This is a genomic window from Enterococcus sp. 7F3_DIV0205, from assembly GCF_002141365.2.
In the GTDB taxonomy this organism is placed as follows: Bacteria; Bacillota; Bacilli; order Lactobacillales; family Enterococcaceae; genus Enterococcus_L; species Enterococcus_L palustris.
Map to the genome: position 1 here is coordinate 888,747 of NZ_CP147244.1, position 20,031 is coordinate 908,777.

At 36.5% G+C, this 20,031-nt stretch carries 15 protein-coding genes, 1 other RNA gene and 1 pseudogene; 5 read left to right on the plus strand and 12 right to left on the minus strand.

What is annotated here, in order from left to right; all coding sequences use genetic code 11:
* The first annotated feature begins 168 nt into the window (after positions 1–168).
* On the plus strand, positions 169–2,586 hold the full coding sequence (locus A5821_RS04140; protein ID WP_086313343.1) for a hydroxymethylglutaryl-CoA reductase, degradative: 2,418 nt from the start codon (positions 169–171) through the stop codon (positions 2,584–2,586).
* 500 nt (positions 2,587–3,086) lie between these two features.
* On the opposite strand, the gene rplS is transcribed toward A5821_RS04140, so the two are convergent.
* The 4 genes from rplS to A5821_RS04160 form a co-directional block, all read right to left on the minus strand.
* The gene (gene rplS / locus A5821_RS04145; RefSeq protein WP_010772344.1) at positions 3,087–3,434 is read right to left on the minus strand and encodes a 50S ribosomal protein L19; all 348 of its coding nucleotides are present in this window, start codon (positions 3,432–3,434) and stop codon (positions 3,087–3,089) included.
* A gap of 144 nt (positions 3,435–3,578) precedes the next feature.
* Positions 3,579–4,328, minus strand: a complete 750-nt coding sequence (gene trmD, locus A5821_RS04150; RefSeq protein ID WP_086313344.1) for a tRNA (guanosine(37)-N1)-methyltransferase TrmD — start codon at positions 4,326–4,328, stop codon at positions 3,579–3,581.
* Positions 4,318–4,842, minus strand: a complete 525-nt coding sequence (gene rimM / locus A5821_RS04155; RefSeq protein WP_086313346.1) for a ribosome maturation factor RimM — start codon at positions 4,840–4,842, stop codon at positions 4,318–4,320. The genes trmD and rimM overlap by 11 nt, the downstream gene beginning before the upstream one ends.
* Positions 4,843–4,957: 115 nt before the next feature.
* Entirely contained in the window at positions 4,958–6,325 is a 1,368-nt protein-coding gene (locus A5821_RS04160) for an Nramp family divalent metal transporter (protein WP_086313348.1), read from the minus strand.
* 601 nt (positions 6,326–6,926) lie between these two features.
* Between A5821_RS04160 and A5821_RS04165 the strand changes: the two are divergent.
* A pseudogene (locus A5821_RS04165) lies at positions 6,927–7,316 on the plus strand (TVP38/TMEM64 family protein); the annotation flags it as partial.
* Positions 7,317–7,408: 92 nt separating this feature from the next.
* Positions 7,409–9,211 (plus strand): glycerophosphoryl diester phosphodiesterase membrane domain-containing protein, encoded by a 1,803-nt coding sequence (locus A5821_RS04170; RefSeq protein ID WP_086313351.1) that lies wholly within the window; start codon positions 7,409–7,411, stop codon positions 9,209–9,211.
* Between the two features lie 197 nt (positions 9,212–9,408).
* Here the strand turns inward: A5821_RS04170 and nth are convergent, their stop codons facing one another.
* The 7 genes from nth to A5821_RS04205 form a co-directional block, all read right to left on the minus strand.
* Complete coding sequence (nth, locus tag A5821_RS04175) at positions 9,409–10,056, minus strand: endonuclease III (protein WP_086313352.1); 648 nt, start codon at positions 10,054–10,056, stop codon at positions 9,409–9,411.
* A gap of 11 nt (positions 10,057–10,067) precedes the next feature.
* Positions 10,068–10,784, minus strand: a complete 717-nt coding sequence (locus A5821_RS04180) for a DnaD domain protein (RefSeq protein ID WP_086313354.1) — start codon at positions 10,782–10,784, stop codon at positions 10,068–10,070.
* A gap of 36 nt (positions 10,785–10,820) precedes the next feature.
* Positions 10,821–12,320 (minus strand): carboxypeptidase M32, encoded by a 1,500-nt coding sequence (locus A5821_RS04185; protein ID WP_086313356.1) that lies wholly within the window; start codon positions 12,318–12,320, stop codon positions 10,821–10,823.
* An 11-nt stretch (positions 12,321–12,331) separates the two neighbouring features.
* Positions 12,332–13,495 carry a THUMP domain-containing class I SAM-dependent RNA methyltransferase gene (locus tag A5821_RS04190; RefSeq protein ID WP_086313357.1) on the minus strand — a complete coding sequence of 388 codons (1,164 nt, stop codon included), beginning with the start codon at positions 13,493–13,495 and terminating at the stop codon, positions 12,332–12,334.
* 126 nt (positions 13,496–13,621) lie between these two features.
* Positions 13,622–13,996: RNase P RNA component class B (gene rnpB / locus A5821_RS04195), an RNA gene on the minus strand.
* 23 nt (positions 13,997–14,019) lie between these two features.
* Positions 14,020–14,454 (minus strand): cell division regulator GpsB, encoded by a 435-nt coding sequence (gpsB, locus tag A5821_RS04200; protein WP_086313359.1) that lies wholly within the window; start codon positions 14,452–14,454, stop codon positions 14,020–14,022.
* Positions 14,455–14,547: 93 nt separating this feature from the next.
* Complete coding sequence (locus A5821_RS04205; protein WP_086313361.1) at positions 14,548–15,090, minus strand: DUF1273 domain-containing protein; 543 nt, start codon at positions 15,088–15,090, stop codon at positions 14,548–14,550.
* A gap of 61 nt (positions 15,091–15,151) precedes the next feature.
* Between A5821_RS04205 and recU the strand changes: the two genes are divergently transcribed.
* Both recU and A5821_RS04215 read left to right on the plus strand, forming a co-directional pair.
* On the plus strand, positions 15,152–15,793 hold the full coding sequence (gene recU, locus A5821_RS04210) for a Holliday junction resolvase RecU (RefSeq protein WP_086313363.1): 642 nt from the start codon (positions 15,152–15,154) through the stop codon (positions 15,791–15,793).
* Positions 15,783–18,110 carry a PBP1A family penicillin-binding protein gene (locus tag A5821_RS04215; RefSeq protein ID WP_086313365.1) on the plus strand — a complete coding sequence of 776 codons (2,328 nt, stop codon included), beginning with the start codon at positions 15,783–15,785 and terminating at the stop codon, positions 18,108–18,110. Before recU ends, A5821_RS04215 begins: the two co-directional genes overlap by 11 nt.
* Before the next feature lie 85 nt (positions 18,111–18,195).
* On the opposite strand, the gene A5821_RS04220 is transcribed toward A5821_RS04215, so the two are convergent.
* The gene (locus A5821_RS04220) at positions 18,196–19,797 is read right to left on the minus strand and encodes a CTP synthase (RefSeq protein ID WP_086313366.1); all 1,602 of its coding nucleotides are present in this window, start codon (positions 19,795–19,797) and stop codon (positions 18,196–18,198) included.
* Positions 19,798–20,031: the final 234 nt, after the last annotated feature.

Sequence of the window (20,031 nt, forward strand, 5' to 3'; positions counted from 1 at the left end):
GTTATTATCAATTCATTACATAGTATAATTTATCATAAATTCGAGTAAGATTGGTAGAAATAAGAACAATTTAAAATTTGTTAAAGAATTTCAGAAGTTTTTTTATTATGGTTTATAGAGTATTCTTTTTTCACAAAGCATGGTATATTTCATAGTGGAGGTGACGTCGTGGAAATCGTAATTATCGACGCCTTGAGAACGCCTATCGGCAAGTACCGAGGACAATTAAAATCATTATCTGCAGTTGAACTAGGAACAGCTGTTACAAAAGAGTTACTTATAAGGAATACAAAAGCCGCAGAACATATAAAACAAGTCATTTTTGGAAACGTATTACAGGCCGGAAATGGACAAAACCCTGCAAGACAAATTGCACTCAACAGTGGATTAGGCTTTGATGTCCCTGCCTTTACTGTAAATGAAGTGTGCGGATCTGGCATGAAAGCAATCAGCTTAGCCAAACAAGCTATTCAATTAGGTCAAGCTGACGTTATTTTGGCTGGTGGAACAGAAAGCATGACAACTGCTCCTGCTATCACGTACAAAGAAGAAGACACTTATTCAAAACCTGCTCCAACTATGATAGTAGATGGCTTAACCGATGCTTTTAGCGGTAAAGCAATGGGCTTGACGGCGGAAAATGTAGCTGAACAGTTTAACATCACACGAGAAATGCAAGATCGTTTTGCTGCACATTCCCAAATAAAGGCAGCTAAAGCAAAATCAGAAGGAAAGTTTGTGAAAGAAATAGTTCCTTTGACGATCAATGACGTTATTTTTGATTACGACGAAGGTATTCGAAAAGATACAACTTTAGAAAAACTAAGTACGTTAAAAACGGTATTTAAAGAAAACGGTTCTGTCACAGCAGGAAATGCCTCAACAATCAACGATGCATCTTCAGCAATGATCTTGGCTTCTAAATCGTTTGCAGAAAAACATCAGATTCCTTATATTGCTATTGTCAAAGATGTTACTGAGGTTGGTATTGATCCAAGTATAATGGGCATCTCACCAATTAAGGCTGTTCAAACCTTATTAGAACGCAACAATTTAAAAGTTCCAGATATCGATTTATTTGAAATCAATGAAGCGTTCGCCGCTTCTTCTATTGTTGTTCAAAATGAACTAAAGATACCTGAAGAAAAACTCAACATTTGGGGCGGTGGCATTAGCTTAGGTCATCCGATTGGTGCTTCTGGAACGCGCATCGTAGCAACTTTAGCTCACCAATTAGAAGACATCAATGGTCGCTATGGAGTGGCTTCGCTGTGTGTTGGAGGAGGCCTTGGGCTTGCCATGCTGATTGAGCGTCCTCAACAAACCAAAACAGATAAAAAGTTTTATCAACTATCCAAAGAGGAACGATTAACATTTTTACAAACAACAGGTCATCTTTCTATAGAAAGCAAGCAAGAATTAGAAAATATATCATTAGATGAAGATACCGCTAATCATTTGATTGAAAATCAAATCAGTGAATTGGCCGTACCAATGGGTATTGTTCCGGATATTTTAGTAAATAATAAAAGCTATCAAGTCCCTATGGCAACAGAAGAACCATCTGTCATTGCAGCCTGTAGTAACGGAGCAAAAATGATTCAACAATCTAGCAGCATTCAAAGTGAATTGGCAGAAGGACTTTTACGCGGTCAAATTGTTTTTATGAATGTTACAGATTCAGCACCAATAGAAGAAAAAATCAACCAGTTCTCGGCAGAAATTTTCGCCCAAGCTGAAAAAAGCTACCCTTCTATCGTGAAACGAGGTGGCGGCTTAAAAAGAATCCAAATCCGTCATTTCCCAGAGAATAGCAGCTATTTATCAATAGATTTACTTGTTGATACTAAAGACGCAATGGGAGCCAATATCCTTAATTCCATTTTAGAAGGTGTCACTGATTTATTCCGTCAATGGTTTGATGCTGATATATTATTTAGCATTTTAAGCAACTATGCAACTGAATCGATAGTAACCGCTACTTGTGATGTTTCATTTACTAGTTTAAGTAAAACAGGTGATTTAGAAGCTGGAAAATTAGTTGCGAAGAAAATTGCAGCAGCTTCGCAACTTGCTCAAATAGATCCTTATCGTGCGGCCACACACAATAAAGGCATTATGAATGGTATCGAAGCTGTAGTCTTAGCAACTGGGAATGATACTCGTGCAGTGGCTGCCGCAGCTCATGCCTATGCTGCTACAGGCACCTATCATGGTTTAAGCCGCTGGGAACTTACTGAATATGGTTTAAAAGGTACAATTGAGTTACCATTAGCGATTGGAACCGTTGGCGGTGCCATTAATGTTTTACCTAAAGCCCAGGCTGCTTTAGAGATTTTAAACGTAACAACTGCAAAAGAATTGGCGGAAGTAATTGCCGCCGTCGGTTTAGCACAGAATTTAGCTGCTTTACGGGCACTAGTCTCAGAAGGTATTCAACAAGGTCATATGTCCTTACAAGCTCGCTCTCTAGCAATGTCTGTTGGTGCAAAAGGCACAGAAATCGACATCATCGCTGAAAAACTAAAAACTGGCTTGATGAACCAAGACAAGGCTTTAGCGTTTTTATTAGACCTGAGACAATAATCATTTATGTAGACATAACAAACAAAAATAAACTAAGCCTGTAGACGCTCTTCATTAGCTACTTGCTTAGTTTTTTCATATTGACTTTTCGCTCGCCAAAATTGTTATAGCTGAATTTGGATATCGCTCTCACTACAACTAATTTTGTTTTTTAAGTAAAAATTCGTTTATTGAGAATCCTTTATTTTTCTAATTTTTATTTCAAGCTGTTACAATTCATTTTGAGGTGAAAATAATGGTTTTATCGATCATTTTCTTTGTTTTAGGTATTTTATCATTATTTAAGTACAGAGCAACAAAAGAGAAACTATTTATATATATTGCATTATCTTATTTTTCTTTTTCATTCATTATAGGTTTTATTCTTCATTATCTTTTTGTTTAGCTGCTTTACAAAGCTTATCATTTAACTGAGCACCGTAGAAAATAAATGAGCAATAAAATAAAAAAATAAAACCCCTTGATCATCAAGGGGTTCATTGTTAATTAATAACAAGTTTTTAACGACGGATTTCTTTAATACGAGCTGCTTTACCATGTAATGCACGTAAGTAATAAAGTTTCGCACGACGAACTTTACCATAGCGTACTACTTCGATTTGAGCAACACGTGGAGTGTGTAATGGGAATGTACGTTCCACACCAACACCGTTAGAAATTTTACGTACTGTATAAGTTTCGCTGATACCAGTGCCGCGGCGTCCGATAACAACTCCTTCAAATAATTGGATACGTTCGCGCGTTCCTTCGACTACTTTCGCATGAACGCGAACAGTGTCTCCAGGACGAAACGCAGGAATATCCGTACGTAGTTGTTCTTGTGTTAATTCTTGAATTAATGGATTCATTCTTTTTTCTCCTCATTCCAAACATTCTTATGACTCTTGTCACAGCGGAATATCGTAATAGTTGAGCGCTTTGCACTCACTGAAATAGTTTAACATAGCTATTCATAGCTGTAAAGGGATTTTTCTTTAAAGAGGCCTTATTTTCTATTCCTTTGCTGACTTCTCTTCTTCAATGATCTCTGCAAGAAATTTTTTCATTTCAGTATCAAGCTCCATGGTTTCCAACATATCAGGACGTCTTAAGTAGGTTCTCCGCAACGATTCTTTCAACTGCCATTCGGCTATCAGTTTATGATTTCCATTTGTCAAAACTTCTGGTACACTCATTCCATTGAATTCAGCTGGACGTGTATATTGCGGATGCTCTAGTAAGCCAGTTGAATGTGAATCGGTTTGTGCAGAAAGCTTATTCCCTAAAACATCAGGAAGTAAACGGACTGTTGCATCGATCATGACCATCGCGCCTAATTCTCCACCAGTTAATACGTAATCTCCTAATGAAACTTCATCAGTGACTAAAGAACGAATACGCTCATCATATCCCTCATAGTGACCACAAATAAAAACTAAATGCTCTTCCTCAGAAAATTCTTCCGCCATTTTTTGGTCAAACTGTTTACCCGCTGGGTCTAGTAAAATCACACGTTTTTTAGTTTCCGGCGATGCTTCTTCAATCCTTCGTAAGTTCTCATAAATCGGCTGAACTTTCAGCAACATTCCAGCTCCACCACCATATGGATAATCATCGACCGACTGATGCTTATTATCTGAATGATCACGGAAATTAGACACATTGATTTCAAGTAAATTTTTCTCTACAGCTTTTCCAATGATCGATTCTCCCATCGGACCTTCAAACATTCTTGGAAAAAGCGTCAATACATCAATTTTCATCGTCAATCAAACCTTCTGGAATTTCTACACGAACAATTCCTTCTTCTAAATCGATCGACTTAACAACAGATTCGATATAAGGAATCAAAGCATCTTTTTTCTTTGGTCTTTGAACAACCCAGACATCATTTGCGCCTGGCGAAAGAATTTCTTTGATTTTCCCTAATTCTTTTTCGTTTTCGTCAATAACAGTCAATCCAATGATTTCGTGATAATAAAACTCATCGCCTGGTAAATCAGCTAAATCATCTTTTGATACTTTTAAAATCCCATCACGGTATTTTTCAACATCATTAATAGAAAAATGATCTTCAAACGTTACAATATCAAAATTTTTATGTTTTCGGTGAGTTTTGATCGTTAACTCGATCGGCTCTTTTTTTTCTTGAAATAATGTCAAAACTGATCCTTTTTTATAACGCAACTCTGGAAAATCTGTTTGAGAAATTATTCGTACTTCACCCTTTAAGCCTTGAGTATTGACGATCTTTCCAACATTTAAATATTCAGTCACTTAAAACCCTCATTTCAAAATTTTAGTCTTTCTCATTCTACCATTTCTATAGCACGAATTCTATTATATATACATAAAAAGAAAGCCATTCAATCAAGAATCGCTTTCTTTTTTATTACGCATTCACGCCAGTTAAAGTTCCATATATCAAGAATAGATTCAGTGCTGTCAATACAATCGCGATGATCCACGCTAAAACTTTCACCCACATTGGATTAGCGAAACGACCCATGATTTTTTTATCACTCGTATACATCGTTAAAGGAATGATCGAAATTGGCAACGCAATACTTAAAAATACTTGGGTGTACAATAATAAATCTTCAACTGCTGATTCTCTACCGCCATAAATAATCACACAAATAATAACGGGTACGATCGCAATCAAACGCGTTACTACTCTACGCATCCACAATGGCATTTTTAAGTGAATGAACCCTTCCATAACGATTTGACCCGAAAGTGTTCCGGTGATCGTAGAATTTTGACCTGAGGCCAGCAATGCGATTGCAAATAAAATACTTAAAACAGGACTAGCAATATGCCCAACGATATCAGGATTTTTCAATGCATCAAACAAATCTACAAACTTACCTAAGTCACTATTTGTTCCATAAAACAAAGCTCCACCTAATATCAGCAATAGACAGTTAACAATAAATGCCACCGTCAATTGTATGTTTGAATCCCAAATCGTGAAACGAATTGCTTTTGCTTTCTCTTCATCATCATTGCGATCGAATTTTCGTGCTTGAGCAATTGAAGAGTGTAGGTATAAATTGTGTGGCATAACAGTTGCCCCGACAATCCCTAAAGCTAAAAACAGCATTGATTTGTCAGTAGCAATTTTCGGATCTGGAATAAATCCACGAAGTACTTCACCAATAGTTGGATCAGCTAGCGCTACTTCGTATGCAAAAACAAAAAAGATAACTGCTATTAAACATGCAACAATTGCTTCGATTTTTCTAAATCCTAATTTTGTTAACAGTAATAACAATAGGACATCAAACGTTGTAATCAATACACCGATCAATAATGGAAAACCAAATAGTAATTGTAAAGCAACAGCCCCACCAATTACCTCAGCAATATCCGTCGCCATAATTGCAAGTTCAGTAATAATCCATAAAACAAAACCTGTTTTTTTGCTTGTATGTTCCCTAGTTGCCTGTGCTAAATCTCTTCCTGTCACGATACCTAGTTTAGCTGCCATACTTTGAAGTAACATCGCAATCAAGCTTGATAGTAAAATAACACTTAGTAATGCATATTTATATTCTGCCCCTCCAGCAATTGAAGTGATCCAATTACCTGGGTCCATATAGCCAACTGCTACAAGTGCTCCCGGTCCACTATAAGCCAACAATGTACGCAAAAAGCTAGCATTTTTAGGAACATCAACTGTATTGTTGATTTCTTCCAAACTAGGACCGTTGGCATATTCCAACAACTTCTCCGCTTCACTTTTCTCTTCTTTCATCTTTTATCCTTCTTCCAACTATAAATCATAAGGTTTATATTATTATATTTTTAGGCACGCCATAATCCTTAAAACAATTATAATCCTCTCATTGTTTCTTGTAAATAGGAAACTCTCGGTTATTTTTTATTTTAGGGCTAAAGTAGGATGTTTTTGGAAAAATTTCTTTGTATAATAATCGTAACAAGTTGATTCTTACAACTTTGTTCGTGAAATTTGATAAATAACAATGGTAAAATAATACAAAGACTTTTATACTAAGGATAGTTACTTTATCTAGCTTCATAGCTAGTTTCAAGGAAAATAATAAAATATCGTGTATGATAAAAAGTGTCACAAACATATTTTTATTATGAGACCAAACGAGTCCTAAATTAAGGAGATGATAAACATGAGCATCGCGCTTTCAAGAAAAATTATTAACTGCATTTCAATCGTAGGAATCATAGCAACGATTGCTATGACGATTTATTTTATACGATTAGGTGTTTTTAAAGATATCAATGCTTTGAGAGGATTAGTCGGTGACTCAGTTATCATGGGACCTATTCTATTTATGTTGATCCAAATCATTCAAGTAGTGATCCCAATTATCCCAGGCGGCATCAGTTGTGCCGCTGGCGTTCTGATATTCGGTCCAGTTGCTGGATTTATCTATAATTATGTTGGGATCGCAATCGGTTCAGTTATCATTTTTCTATTAGGTCGCCAATATGGTAAACCTTTTATTCTTAGTTTAGTTAGCGATAAGACCTATGATAAATATATTGGTTGGTTGGATAATGAAAAACGGTTTGAACGTCTCTTCGCATTAGCAATTTTTCTTCCAATCGCACCAGATGACACTCTTTGTCTGATGGCTGGTTTAACAAAAATGTCTTTAAAGAAATTTACGTTGATTATCATTTTAGCAAAACCCGTTTCAATCTTCTTGTATAGTTTAGCCTTGATTTACGGCGGTACATTCTTAAACGGTTTACTAGGCGTTTAACGCTTAAAACTATATAATAGAAACAAGTGTAGGATAGGATGCCACAGTATCCTATCCTCTTTTATTTTAAGTGTGTAGGGGTGGATTAAATAATGAAATACTTTAAAAATAGTTTTAAAAATATCATTGATTTCTTTTCAGGTACATCGTCTTATTTTCGAGATGTTTTATTGATGCATGGCTTTATGCTTTTTGTACTGCTTCCTCTTTTGGCAAGCTCGACACGTTTTATATTAAAACAAGGAAACATCAATTATCTGTCTTATGATACAATTCCAATTATCTTCTCTAAGCATCCTGGAGTTCTGATCGCCTTAATTATTGTACTGTTAGCAACAGTGATTGCGGTCTTTTTTGAATTTACTTTTTTACTTTTAAGTGTTTTTTTTATAAAGAAAAAAGAACCAATCTCTCTAACAAGTTTGTTAAAAGGAACGGTTCTTCAACTTAAAAAAATTCGCTTTAGTACTGTACTTTTTTTCTTATTTTATTTTTTCTTAGTTTTACCGCTTAGTGGGTTAGGGTTTAATTCAGATTTATTGGCGAAAATAAAAATACCTGCATTTATCATGGATTTTATCTTTGCTAACCGAGTAACAATCATTGCTTTAGTCATTCTAGGTTACTTGCTTTTCTTCTATCTTTCTATTCGCTTGATTTTTGCATTGCCAGAAATGATTTTAAGAGATGTTCCGTTTCGCCAAGCCGTTAAAGAAAGCTGGAGATCCACGAAGCATCATTTTTTCAGGATTCTAGGACAATTTATTGTGATCGGCGGCAGTATTCTTTTAGTTTTCGTATTTAGCTATACAGTAATACTAAGCGCTCAAGCGATTATTGAAACTGCATTTCCAAGTTACGCTTTAGCTAGTGCTGTAATCGCAATGACTCTTTTACAATTTATTTTGCTCCTGAATATTATTTTTTCAACTGTCGGCATTTTTTATATCACGATCGACTATATGGATGATGAAGGATTTTTGCCAGAACTTCCGCAGTGGTTTTTTGATCAACCAAAACAGCCTAGAAAAAAATGGACAGCTGTTAAAATCGGCTTATTTTCTCTTACCTCTGCCCTATTCGGTATTGGTGTCGGTGCATATAATACCACTTATCTAAGTAACCCATCACTATCAGAACCCTTAACAATATCTCACAGAGGTGTCGATGCAGCAAATGGTGTTCAAAATACATTACCTGCACTTGAAAAAACTAGTTTAGAGCACCCTACTTACGTAGAAATGGATATACAAGAAACGAAAGACAAACAATTTGTTGTCATGCATGATTTCAATTTGAAAAAGCTTACGGGTGTCAACAAAAGACCTAATGAACTTACTTTAGCAGAACTTGTCAAATTGACTGCTAAAGAAAATGGCATGGAAGCCAACGTCTGCTCCTTTGATGAATACCTTGAAAAAGCAAAAGAGTTGGGGCAAAAATTATTGATTGAGATTAAAACAACACCGCAAGATAGCCCTGATTTGGTTGAACGTTTTACTCGAAAATATCGTCAGATCATTTTATCAGAAAAACATATTCTGCATACATTGACCTTTGATACAGCTACTCAGTTAAAAGAACAAGAACCTGACTTTTATGTTGGTTACATCCTTCCTTTTAACATTGTTGGGCCTCCTATTTCAAATGTAGATTTCTTTACGATGGAATATACTACTTTAAATCAAAACTTTATCAATGCAGCTCATAATGACGGTAAAAAAGTCTACGCTTGGACTGTTAATGATGAAGATACGATGACACGGATGATGTTTTATGGAGTGGATGGTATTGTTACTGACGAATTAAGGTTACTCAATGAAACCATCAAAACAGATTTAGATGAGCTTACGTATTCAGACAAATTATTACATTTTGTTATCGGGATTGGTTAAATAATAAACATAATAGAGAGTATAAAAATAATCATATAGGCTTGAATAATTGACCTAAAAAACCGCCCAATGCGCTTTATGCATTGGGCGGTTTTCTGTAGATTGACCAAGTTTCTAAATTTCCCGTATTATTCTTTCGAATTTCCGCTGATATGAATAAAAATCAAAGCGTATTGACTTCATCAAAATTGTGTTCTTTATTTAGTATTCATTCTCGTTTTACCTTCTTGACACATGTACAAAAGTGGACAAATATCACATTTAGGATTTCGAGCTAAACAATGATAACGTCCGAAAAAAATCATCGTATGATGGGTTTTTACCCATAATTCTTTCGGGATTTTTCTCATCAAGGTTTGTTCAACTTCCATTACACTAGCATCTAGTTTACATATACGTAAACGTTTGGATACCCGTTCAACATGGGTATCAACTGCTATAGCAGGTTCACCAAAAGCATCCCCCATCACCACATTAGCTGTTTTACGACCAACACCTGGTAAAGAAACGAGTTCTTCACGAGTTTCAGGTACTTTTCCATCAAACTGGTCTAATAATTGAGCGGCACATGCTTTAATGTTTTTCGCCTTATTTCGGTACAAACCAATTGTTTTAATCTTTTGAATGATATCTTCTATAGGAGCTGCTGCCAGTGCTTCAGGTGTTGGATATGCGGCAAATAAGGCTGGTGTTGCTTTATTCACAGAGACATCTGTCGCTTGGGCACTTAAAATAACTGCAATCAGTAATTGAAATGGACTCTTGTGTGTAAGCTCGCACGCAGCTTCTGGGAACATATCATACATGATTTGAATTGCTTCCATTGTTTTCTCTTTAGAAAGCATTTACCTACCTCCTACTCACTGTCTTCTGGATTAAGCCAATTATGCAGAGTAACCTTTGGAATCGGCTCATTTTGGGCACCTTGTTGTTCAATTTCTTTTTGGATCAAGGCTTGCTTTCTTCGTTTTTGATCTTCAGCCACTTGCTCTTTCGTCGTGATGTTTTTACGTTCCCAGGCAAGTAAGATTCGATCGATATACTTTAAGCTATAAGCTTGATTCAATACTGCTTCTCTTAGTGCCAGTCTAATAAGCTCAGGTTGATAATGATCTGTTTCTAACCATTGACCAATCATTTCTAATTCAATTGGTGATAATTGACGACCGAATTCTTTTTCAAACCCTTGGTAAAGTTGCTTGATTGTTTCTTCTGATGAAATTTCTCGTTGTTTTTCAAGTTGTTTTTCTTGCAAAAGAGCAATTTTCTCAAAAATCGGCAATAAATCATACGTATCCATCATTTGACCTTGTTCGTTTTGCTTGGTTTCAATAATTAGAAAACCTCGTGAAACAAGTTGATTCATTAGTTTATAAATAACATCAATCGGTTTTCCCATCATTGAACTGATTTCAGCCAAATCCGGAAATAAATCTCCCTTTGCTTGAGATCGGAACAACTGTAACCAAAATAAAAATTCTTCATCTGTTAAACCAATTTTCTGATAGTTCTCAATGACCAAGTTGGAGACAGTCGTTTCACCGGCTTTTAAATACTCATTAATTGATAACATAACTGCTCCCTCATTTCTGTTGCTCGATAAAAATAATTATTCTTTGATTTTATAGACATCATAATAAATTGATTTCATATAGTCGATCAAATATTGCGGATTCAATGACTCACCTGTTGCATCTAAAATCAATTGATTTGGTTTTCTAGATGCTCCATATTGGTGAATATGCTCAGTTAGCCAATTTTTAATGATAGAATAGTCATCACTAGCTAAAACGGCATCTACATCGATTTCTTTCCCCATCGCATGACGTAATTGCGCTGCATACATGTACCCCAAAGCATATGAAGGGAAATAACCAAAACTACCACCAGACCAGTGTACATCTTGCACAATACCTTCTAAGTCATTTTCTGGTCGAATTCCCAAGTATTCTTCATACTTATCATTCCAAATCTGTGGTAGATCATCGATTGAAACCTCTTCATTAAAAATCATTTTCTCAATTTCATAACGAATAATGATATGAAGCGGGTACGTTAAACTGTCTGCTTCAATACGAACCAAACTTGCCTTGGTTTCTTTTAATGAGTCATAAAAGGTATCAAAATCAATATCGTCAAAAGTTCCCTCTGTACACTCTTTAAAAAATGGAAATTGCTTTTTCCAAAATTGTTTATTACTGCCAATAATGATTTCATTAAATAACGACTGCGATTCATGAATCCCCATAGAAGCACCTGTAGCAAGTGGTGTATAATCATATTTAGGGTCAATGCTTTGCTCATAAATTCCATGACCCGCTTCATGGATCACACCAAACGTTGCCATTGAAAAATTCGTTTCATCCCAACGTGTCGTGATGCGTGCATCGTTACGATTTAATGCTAGCATAAACGGATGAACCGTATCATCTAAACGGCCTCTTGAAAAATCATAACCAAGTTGCTCTGCAATCCCCATCACAAATGTTCTTTGCTGTTCTTTTGTTACTCGTCTAGATAAAAAGTCAGTACGTGGAACTGTCCCTTCTTTTACAACAGCATCTCTAATACTCATAATTCCAGTTTTAAGTTGGTCAAAAATTTGATCCAGTTTCTCAACAGTCAAACCAGGTTCGTATTGATTTAGCAGCACATCATAGTTTGTTGTCTCGTCTTTTTTCCAATAAGGAATAAACTCTTTTAAAAAATCAATGATTGTTTGAATTTCTTGTTTCATTTCAGTAAAATCTTTAGATTTTCTGGCCTGAAGCCAAGCAGTATGAGCATTTGTTAATGCAGTATTATAAGCCTGCATACGCTCAGCTGGGATACTGTGATTTAGTTCATATTCTTTTTTGACTTCCTTATAAACGGACAAACCCACTTCTGACAATTCACTAGAATGAGTATCAAAATATGCCAAAGCTTCTTGAATTTTAGGGCCTACACTTCGTTCAAATGCCATCCCATATAAATACCCTGCAGCCTCTCCACGGAATTCACTACTCGCTTCTGGCATTCCAGTTTGGCTATCCCATTCTAATAAACCTAAAGCTTGTTGTAGTAATTGGATTTCTTTTACCTCTTGTAGAAATTCTTGTTCTTTCATACTGGATTCACCTACTCTTCTCTCGGTTTTCTTGGTGGTCGCTCTCCCCAATATTGGAACAAATCAGTGCGTAAAGCACCGTTATATAGCTTGCGCTTCTTAGTCGCTCTTGCTCCATAATATTGTTCAAAAGTTAAATCACTCGTTAAAATATATTTACTCCATGTTTTTAACGGACGGAAAACTTCTCCCATCTCTTTATATAATTTGCGCACAGATTCTTCTTCGCCTAAACGTTCTCCGTAAGGCGGATTTGCAACCATCACGCCATATTCCTTATCTGTTGTAAAATCACGTAACGCTAATTGTTTGAAAGTAATTGAATCACCTAATCCGATTTCTTCCGCATTTGCTTTGGCAATTTCGATCATTTTTCCATTGATATCTGACCCCATAATATCTAATTCAATGTCATAATCCGCCTTCTCATCTGCTTCTTTACGAACTTTTTCAAATACAGCCGTATCAAACCAGTCCCATGTTTCACAGACAAACTCGCGATTGAATCCTGGTGCAATATTGTGTCCAATCAAGGCTGCTTCAATACAAATCGTCCCTGATCCGCAAACTGGATCATAAAACGGACGATCTTTACGCCAATTTGTCAGCGCAACTAAAGCCGCTGCCATGTTCTCTTTTAATGGAGCGCCACCTTTTTCAATACGGTAGCCGCGTTTAAACAAACTTGGACCAGTTGTATCGATTGTTACAGTGACATGATCTTTTAAAAGAGCAACTTCTAATTGGAAAAAAGCGCCTGTTTCAGCTAAAGGTACAGTTGCCGGGCGATGATAGACTTCTCTTAAACGATTGACGATGGCTTTCTTTGTAATCGACTGACAATCAGGTGTGCTGTATAATTTAGATTTGATCGACTTTCCAGCAACCGGAAATTCTGCGTCCATCGGTAAATAATCTTCCCACGGCAACGCTTTAACTTTTTCAAACAATTCATCAAAGCTAAAGGCATCAAATTCACCAACTATAATTTTGATGCGATCCGCTGTACGCAACCATAAGTTAGCTGTAGCAATCGTCTCCATCGTCCCTTCGAATAGTGCTTTACCATTCTCTACTTCACAAGGAATCCCCAAGTCTCGTAATTCTTTTCCTACTAGTGCTTCTAATCCACTTGCAGCAGTTGCCACTAGTTTAAATGTTTTTTCTTTTGTCATTATGTCTCCTCTTGCTCTTATTTTTATTAAGAACGGATTGATTATCTGTCTAAAAACTATTTTATCCCTTACTTTAAAAAAAGCCTTCACAACAAAGTTGGAAGGTCATCCTGAATAATTGTAATTTTCTGTAAGCCATGTTCTGTATCGAATGCCTCTCAGGGAAAGACACTCGATGGTCATCATCTATCTGCAGAAATGAATCTGCCTCTTCTACTCGTTCATTTCCTTTAGAAGAGCGCCCCTACCATTGTTTGGGTTGCTCGCTCGAGGGGTTTACCGCGTTCCACCAATTCCGTTTCCAAAATTGCTTCGTCACTGTGGCACTTTCAAGGGTACTTTGACATAGCCGAAACCTTAGTCATTTTTCCTGCCGTTACTCTATTACTAGAATACCTTAGCTTATGATTTCGCTAAGCACGAACACTACAGACATCTCAGCCTGTGCGAGCATGGACTTTCCTCAGCTTGAATAAATTCAAACCGCGATCACCCGAAAATTACAAAATGTTTGATTTGATCAATTAAAATTGACGTGTTTCTGAGTTATCTATTTCACGTTCATATGAATTGTGATGCATGTTGCTCTCATATGGGTTAGAATGACTCATACCTGAAATAGGGTTTGAAGCAGGAGTATCATCTAATTTTTTACCGAAAACTTCACGTTCTAAATTAGAAAGACGTTTCAGAATGTCAAAGTTTGTAACTGCAGCACTCTTTGGCATTTCTTGTCCGCCACGTGGTGGCATTGCTTGTTGTACTTTAGATGCTTGATCTAATTTAGCTAAAAGACGGTTATTTTCTTCTTGTAACGTCAAAAGCTCTTTGTTATACGCTTCATAATCTTTGATTACGTTATCTAAAAATTCATCAACTTCAACTGGATCATAACCACGCATTTTTGTTTTAAATTCTTTTTGTAAAATATCTTTTGGACTGTATACTAAATTTGCCATACTTACACCTCATTGTTTTCTTTGATTAGGATAAAAGTTCATAGTTCAACAGCATTATTGTATCGGAAAATCGTCAGAAAATCAAACAGATTATCACGATTCCATCGAGTTTTGTAAATCATCCATTGTTATTAAGCGAATTTCGTAAGGAAATTTCTCAGAAAAAAGTTCAGCGTCTTTCAAAAAATACTCTGTTTTTCCTGGATATTCTTTATCATACACTAACAAGCTGGCACCTGAATGCTCCAATAAAAAGCGGGTATGCATTTTTAATTGTGCTGGTGATTTATAAGGTTGATGACTCACAGAATCAACAAAATCTGCTAAAAGTTCAATTTTCTCTAAATTTGTTCGATTTTTTTCATTCCAGTTACTACCAAAATCTTTAAATGGATAGATCAGACCTAATTTTAATTCTGGGTAATCATTTTTCAATTCAGCGACTACTTCTGCTGCCCAAATCTCAGTTCCAAGATTGCCGGAAACCAAAACCCACTCCAATCCTGTGTCTAAATAGCCCATAATTTCTTTTTTTAATACATTTTTAATAACTGTAATTTTAGGGTCATTGTCTTGAAAAGCCCCGATTTCAAAGCTTTTATAACCAGTCACATAAAGTGTTTTTACGTTTTCCATAGACATTCCTTTTCTTTCATAAAGATTTTTTGTTATAATGTTGGCTAGGAGTGTGATAGAAATGGCTTTTCATTATCCTAATGGTACTCCCTATAACAATCATGAAGCACCGAAATCAAAAAAACAAGTAAAAAACCAAAAATCAATTCAATTTGGTAAACGAGGAATGGATTTCGAAGAAGAGATCAATAAGAGCAATGCTTTTTATTTATCACGCAATATAGCTGTCGTTCACAAAAAGCCCACCCCCGTTCAAATTGTCAAAGTTGATTACCCCAGCCGTAGTGCTGCTGTAATCAAAGAAGCTTACTTTCGACAAGCTTCTACAACTGATTATAATGGTGTCTACAACGGATATTATCTTGATTTTGAAGCAAAGGAAACGAAGAATAAAACGTCATTTCCTTTAAAAAACTTTCATCAACATCAAATCGATCATATCCAGCAATGTTTGACACAAAACGGTATTTGCTTTGTTCTATTGTGGTTTTCTTCATTGAATAGATGTTTCTTTTTTAGCGGAGAAGAATTAATAACCCATTGGTCAGAACAAGAAAATACTGGAAAAAAATCGTTGCCATTATCTATTATTGAAAGAAAAGGAATAGAGATTCAAATTGGAATTGCACCTAGGGTTCCATACTTGGATGCAGTTTGGCAACATATTCAATCAAATAAAGGAGTTGCGTTTAATGACAACTGATGAAATAGGGTCACGTGCTGCACGACATGGACATACTCCTATATCGAACAGCACTGAAAACACACCGTCTGGCGGTGGCAAAAAACCAAAGAAAAAACGGATCCTGCTAAAAATATTTTTAGGATTGATTCTGCTTGGAATCTTGGGTCTTTTAGCTGGTGTAGGACTATTCTGGTCATATGCTAAAGATGCTCCTAAACTCGAAGACGACAAACTTAGTGCTACGGTTTCTTCAAAATTATACGATGCAAATAATGAAGTTTTTGAAGAACTAGGTGCTGAAAAACGTGAAATGATCAAACCGACAGATGTACCGCAATTACTTAAAGATGCAGTTGTATCCGTCGAGGACAAACGTTTTTACAAACACAGCGGTGTTGATCCAATCCGAATTCTGGGGTCTGCATTTTCAAACTTTAAAACAGGTGGTCTTCAAGGTGGTAGTACGCTAACACAACAATTGATTAAGCTCTCTTACTTCTCAACAAAAGAGAAAGACCAAAACCTTAAGCGAAAAGCCCAGGAAGCTTGGCTTGCAATGCAGTTAGAAAAAGAAAAATCAAAAGAAGAGATTTTAACGTATTATATCAATAAGGTTTATATGGCAAATGGTTTATATGGTATGGAAACTGCTGCTCAATCCTATTTTGGAAAACCGCTATCTGAGCTGAATCTACCACAAACAGCTTTACTTGCTGGCATGCCGCAAGCGCCGAATGACTATGATCCTTATGTAAAACCAGATGTTGCTAAAGAGCGACGTGATGTTGTTTTATTTACAATGAAAGAAAACGAAAAGATCACTCAAAAAGAGTATGACGATGCAAAAGCAACGCCAATCGACGATGGATTGCAACCATTGAAACAATCAAACGAAAATCGTAAGATCGTTGATAATTATATCAAAGAAGTTATTGCTGAAGTAGAAAGTATGGGTAAAAATGTCTATACAGACGGTTTGGATATTCATACGAATCTTGATATGAATGCGCAAAAGCGTTTGTACGATATCATCAATAGCGATACTTATGTACAATACCCTGACCAAGATTTCCAAGTAGCTTCCACAGTAATCGATGTAAAAACAGGTCAAGTCAAAGCCCAAATCGGTGGCCGAAATATTCCTGACGATGTTCAATTAGGGACTAACTCAGCCATTGAAACCGATCGTGATGTTGGTTCAACAATGAAACCCATCGCAGATTATGGTCCTGCTATCGAGAACTTGAACTATTCTACCGGACGAATCATGATGGATAAACCTACTACGTATGAAGGAACCAATATTCCTGTCACAAATGCAGACATGCAGTATTATGGTGCTCTTACGATGCGAAAAGCAATTATGTATTCTCGAAATACAACTGCTATTCAAACATTTGATGCTGTCGGAAGTGATAAATCAGCGGCTTTCCTTAAAGACTTAGGGATTGAATTCAAAGATTTCGTTGCTGCCAACGCAATCTCTAGTAACACTAGTGATTTAGGTGGCAATAAATACGGCGTTTCATCCTTAAAACTAGCTGCTGCTTATGCGGCATTTGCTAATATGGGTGTCTACAATAAGCCTTATTATGTTAATAAAGTAGTTTATCAAGATGGCTCCGAAGATGTAACTGAAACCGAAAGTAAGCGTGCTATGAAGGATTCAACTGCATATATGATGACTGATATGCTTAAAGATGTTATCAACGGAGGAACAGCCTTTAACGCTGCTGTTCCAGGCTTAATTCAAGCTGGAAAAACTGGTACTGCCAATTACACGGAAGACGACCTTGTAAAAATGGGCGCTTCTGAATCATCTAGTATTGCGCCGGATAGTACATTTGTTGGTTACACACCTCATTACGCTGTTTCAGTCTGGACAGGTTACAAGCAACGCTTAACTCCTATCCCATTTGAATATTGGGCAACAGCATCTGAAGTTTACAGAGAAATGATGACTTACCTTTCTGAAGGTACCGCTACTGATGATTGGGAAATGCCAGACTCCGTCATACGCTCTGGCAGTGAATTATATGTTAAAGGTGCTTATGAAGAACAATTATTACCTTCAAACTCTGGCTATGAAAGCTCTTCATCTTGGGAAAGTCCGATAAGTTCTGAGTCAACAATAAGTAGTTCGACCACTCCTTCGCAAACAGAATCATCGTCTGCTCAGGTTAGTGAACCACCAGTTTCGTCTACACAACAAACAGAACCGCCAATATCCACTACACCAACGGAAATTCCACAAAGCAGTGAGCAACCAGTAGAACCTTCAACAACACCTCCTGTACAAAATAATGCAGTCAGAAGACGATCACCTTCTGGCTGACATATAAATAATGAAAGAAGCAGGGATGCGGCTCTTTTGAGTCACATCCCTGCTTCTTTCTTTTAATTGACAATATAGACTTGTACTATTGATTATTTAAAGCTGCTTCAACAAACCCTTTAATCAAATGTTGCGGTCTGTTTGGTCTAGAGATCAATTCTGGATGGAATTGGCAAGCAACAAAGAATTTTTTCTCTGGCAATTCAACAATTTCAACTAAGCGATTATCAGGTGAAACACCTGAAAAGACTAAGCCGTTTTCTTCAAATAATTGACGGTATTTATTGTTGAACTCATAACGGTGACGATGACGTTCTTGAACTACCTCTTGACCTTCATAAGCTGCCGCTGTAACACTACCCTTTTTAAGTTTACATGGATATAGACCTAAACGTAAAGTTCCACCAAGATTTTCTACATTTTCTTGATCCGCCATCAAATCGATAATATTGTTAAGGATTTCCGGATTATTTTCAGCAGATCCAGCATCTTCCAGTTTTACCACATTACGGGCAAACTCAACACAGGCCATTTGCATCCCTAGACAAATTCCTAAGAATGGTACATCATTTTCACGAGCAAAACGAATCGCTTCAATCTTTCCTTCTACTCCACGATCACCAAATCCTCCAGGCACCAAGATTCCGTCAGCATCTTTTAAAACATCTGCAACGTTTTCTTCAGTCAATGCTTGCGAATCGACCCAATCGATCATAATATCCGAATCAAAAGCAAATCCAGCATGTTTTAATGCTTCAACGACTGAAAGATAGGCATCAGGAAGCTCCACATACTTACCTACTAAAGCAATTCTGGTTGTTTTCTTCAATCCTAATACTTTTTCTTCTAACGCACGCCATTCTGTCATATCAGCAACTGGCACATCTAATTTTAGATGATCGCAAACAATTTGATCCATGTTTTGCGCCTGTAATGCTAACGGAATCGAGTAAAGCGTTTCTACGTCACGTGACTCGATAACTGCTTCTGGTGCTACATCACAAAACTGAGCCAATTTATTTTTTGTTCCTTGAGAAACTGGTAATTCTGTACGAACCACTAAAATATTTGGCTGGATACCTAAACTACGTAATTCTTTGACACTGTGTTGTGTGGGTTTAGTTTTCATTTCGCCCGCTGCTTTTAAATACGGAATCAGTGTTGTATGGATATACATCACATTGTCACTACCAACGTCGGCTTTCATTTGACGTAACGCTTCTAAAAACGGTAATGATTCAATATCCCCAACTGTTCCGCCAACTTCTGTAATAATGATATCCGCATCTGTCATAGTCGCCGCACGCATGATTTTATCTTTGATTTCATTGGTAATATGAGGTATCACTTGTACAGTTGCACCTAAGTACTCACCTTTGCGTTCTTTTCTCAATACTTCTGAATAAATCTTCCCTGTTGTTACATTGGAATATTTATTTAAGTTGATATCGATAAAACGTTCATAATGACCTAAATCCAAGTCTGTTTCGGCACCATCATCTGTGACAAAAACTTCTCCATGTTGGTAAGGACTCATTGTTCCTGGATCCACGTTGATATATGGATCAAATTTTTGAATCGTTACTTTCAAGCCGCGATTTTTTAATAAACGCCCTAAAGATGCTGCAACAATACCCTTCCCAATCGAAGAAACTACGCCGCCTGTAACAAAGATATATTTTGTCATAATATAAAAAAACCCTTTCTGAAAATAGATTTGTAGAGATAAGTAAACAGCAAATCGTGCTTTTTATACTCATAAAAAACAAAAGCTCCCTATCCAAAATGAATAGGGAGCTGGAATTTGTTGTAAACTTCTGACCTTCTCAAAGGTGCCCAAGTAGTATAATACAAGCAAATCAATTTGAGGTCAAGTGTTTCTGTTAGATGACTTTTGTTTTTTTAGTAAAGTTTTAACGCT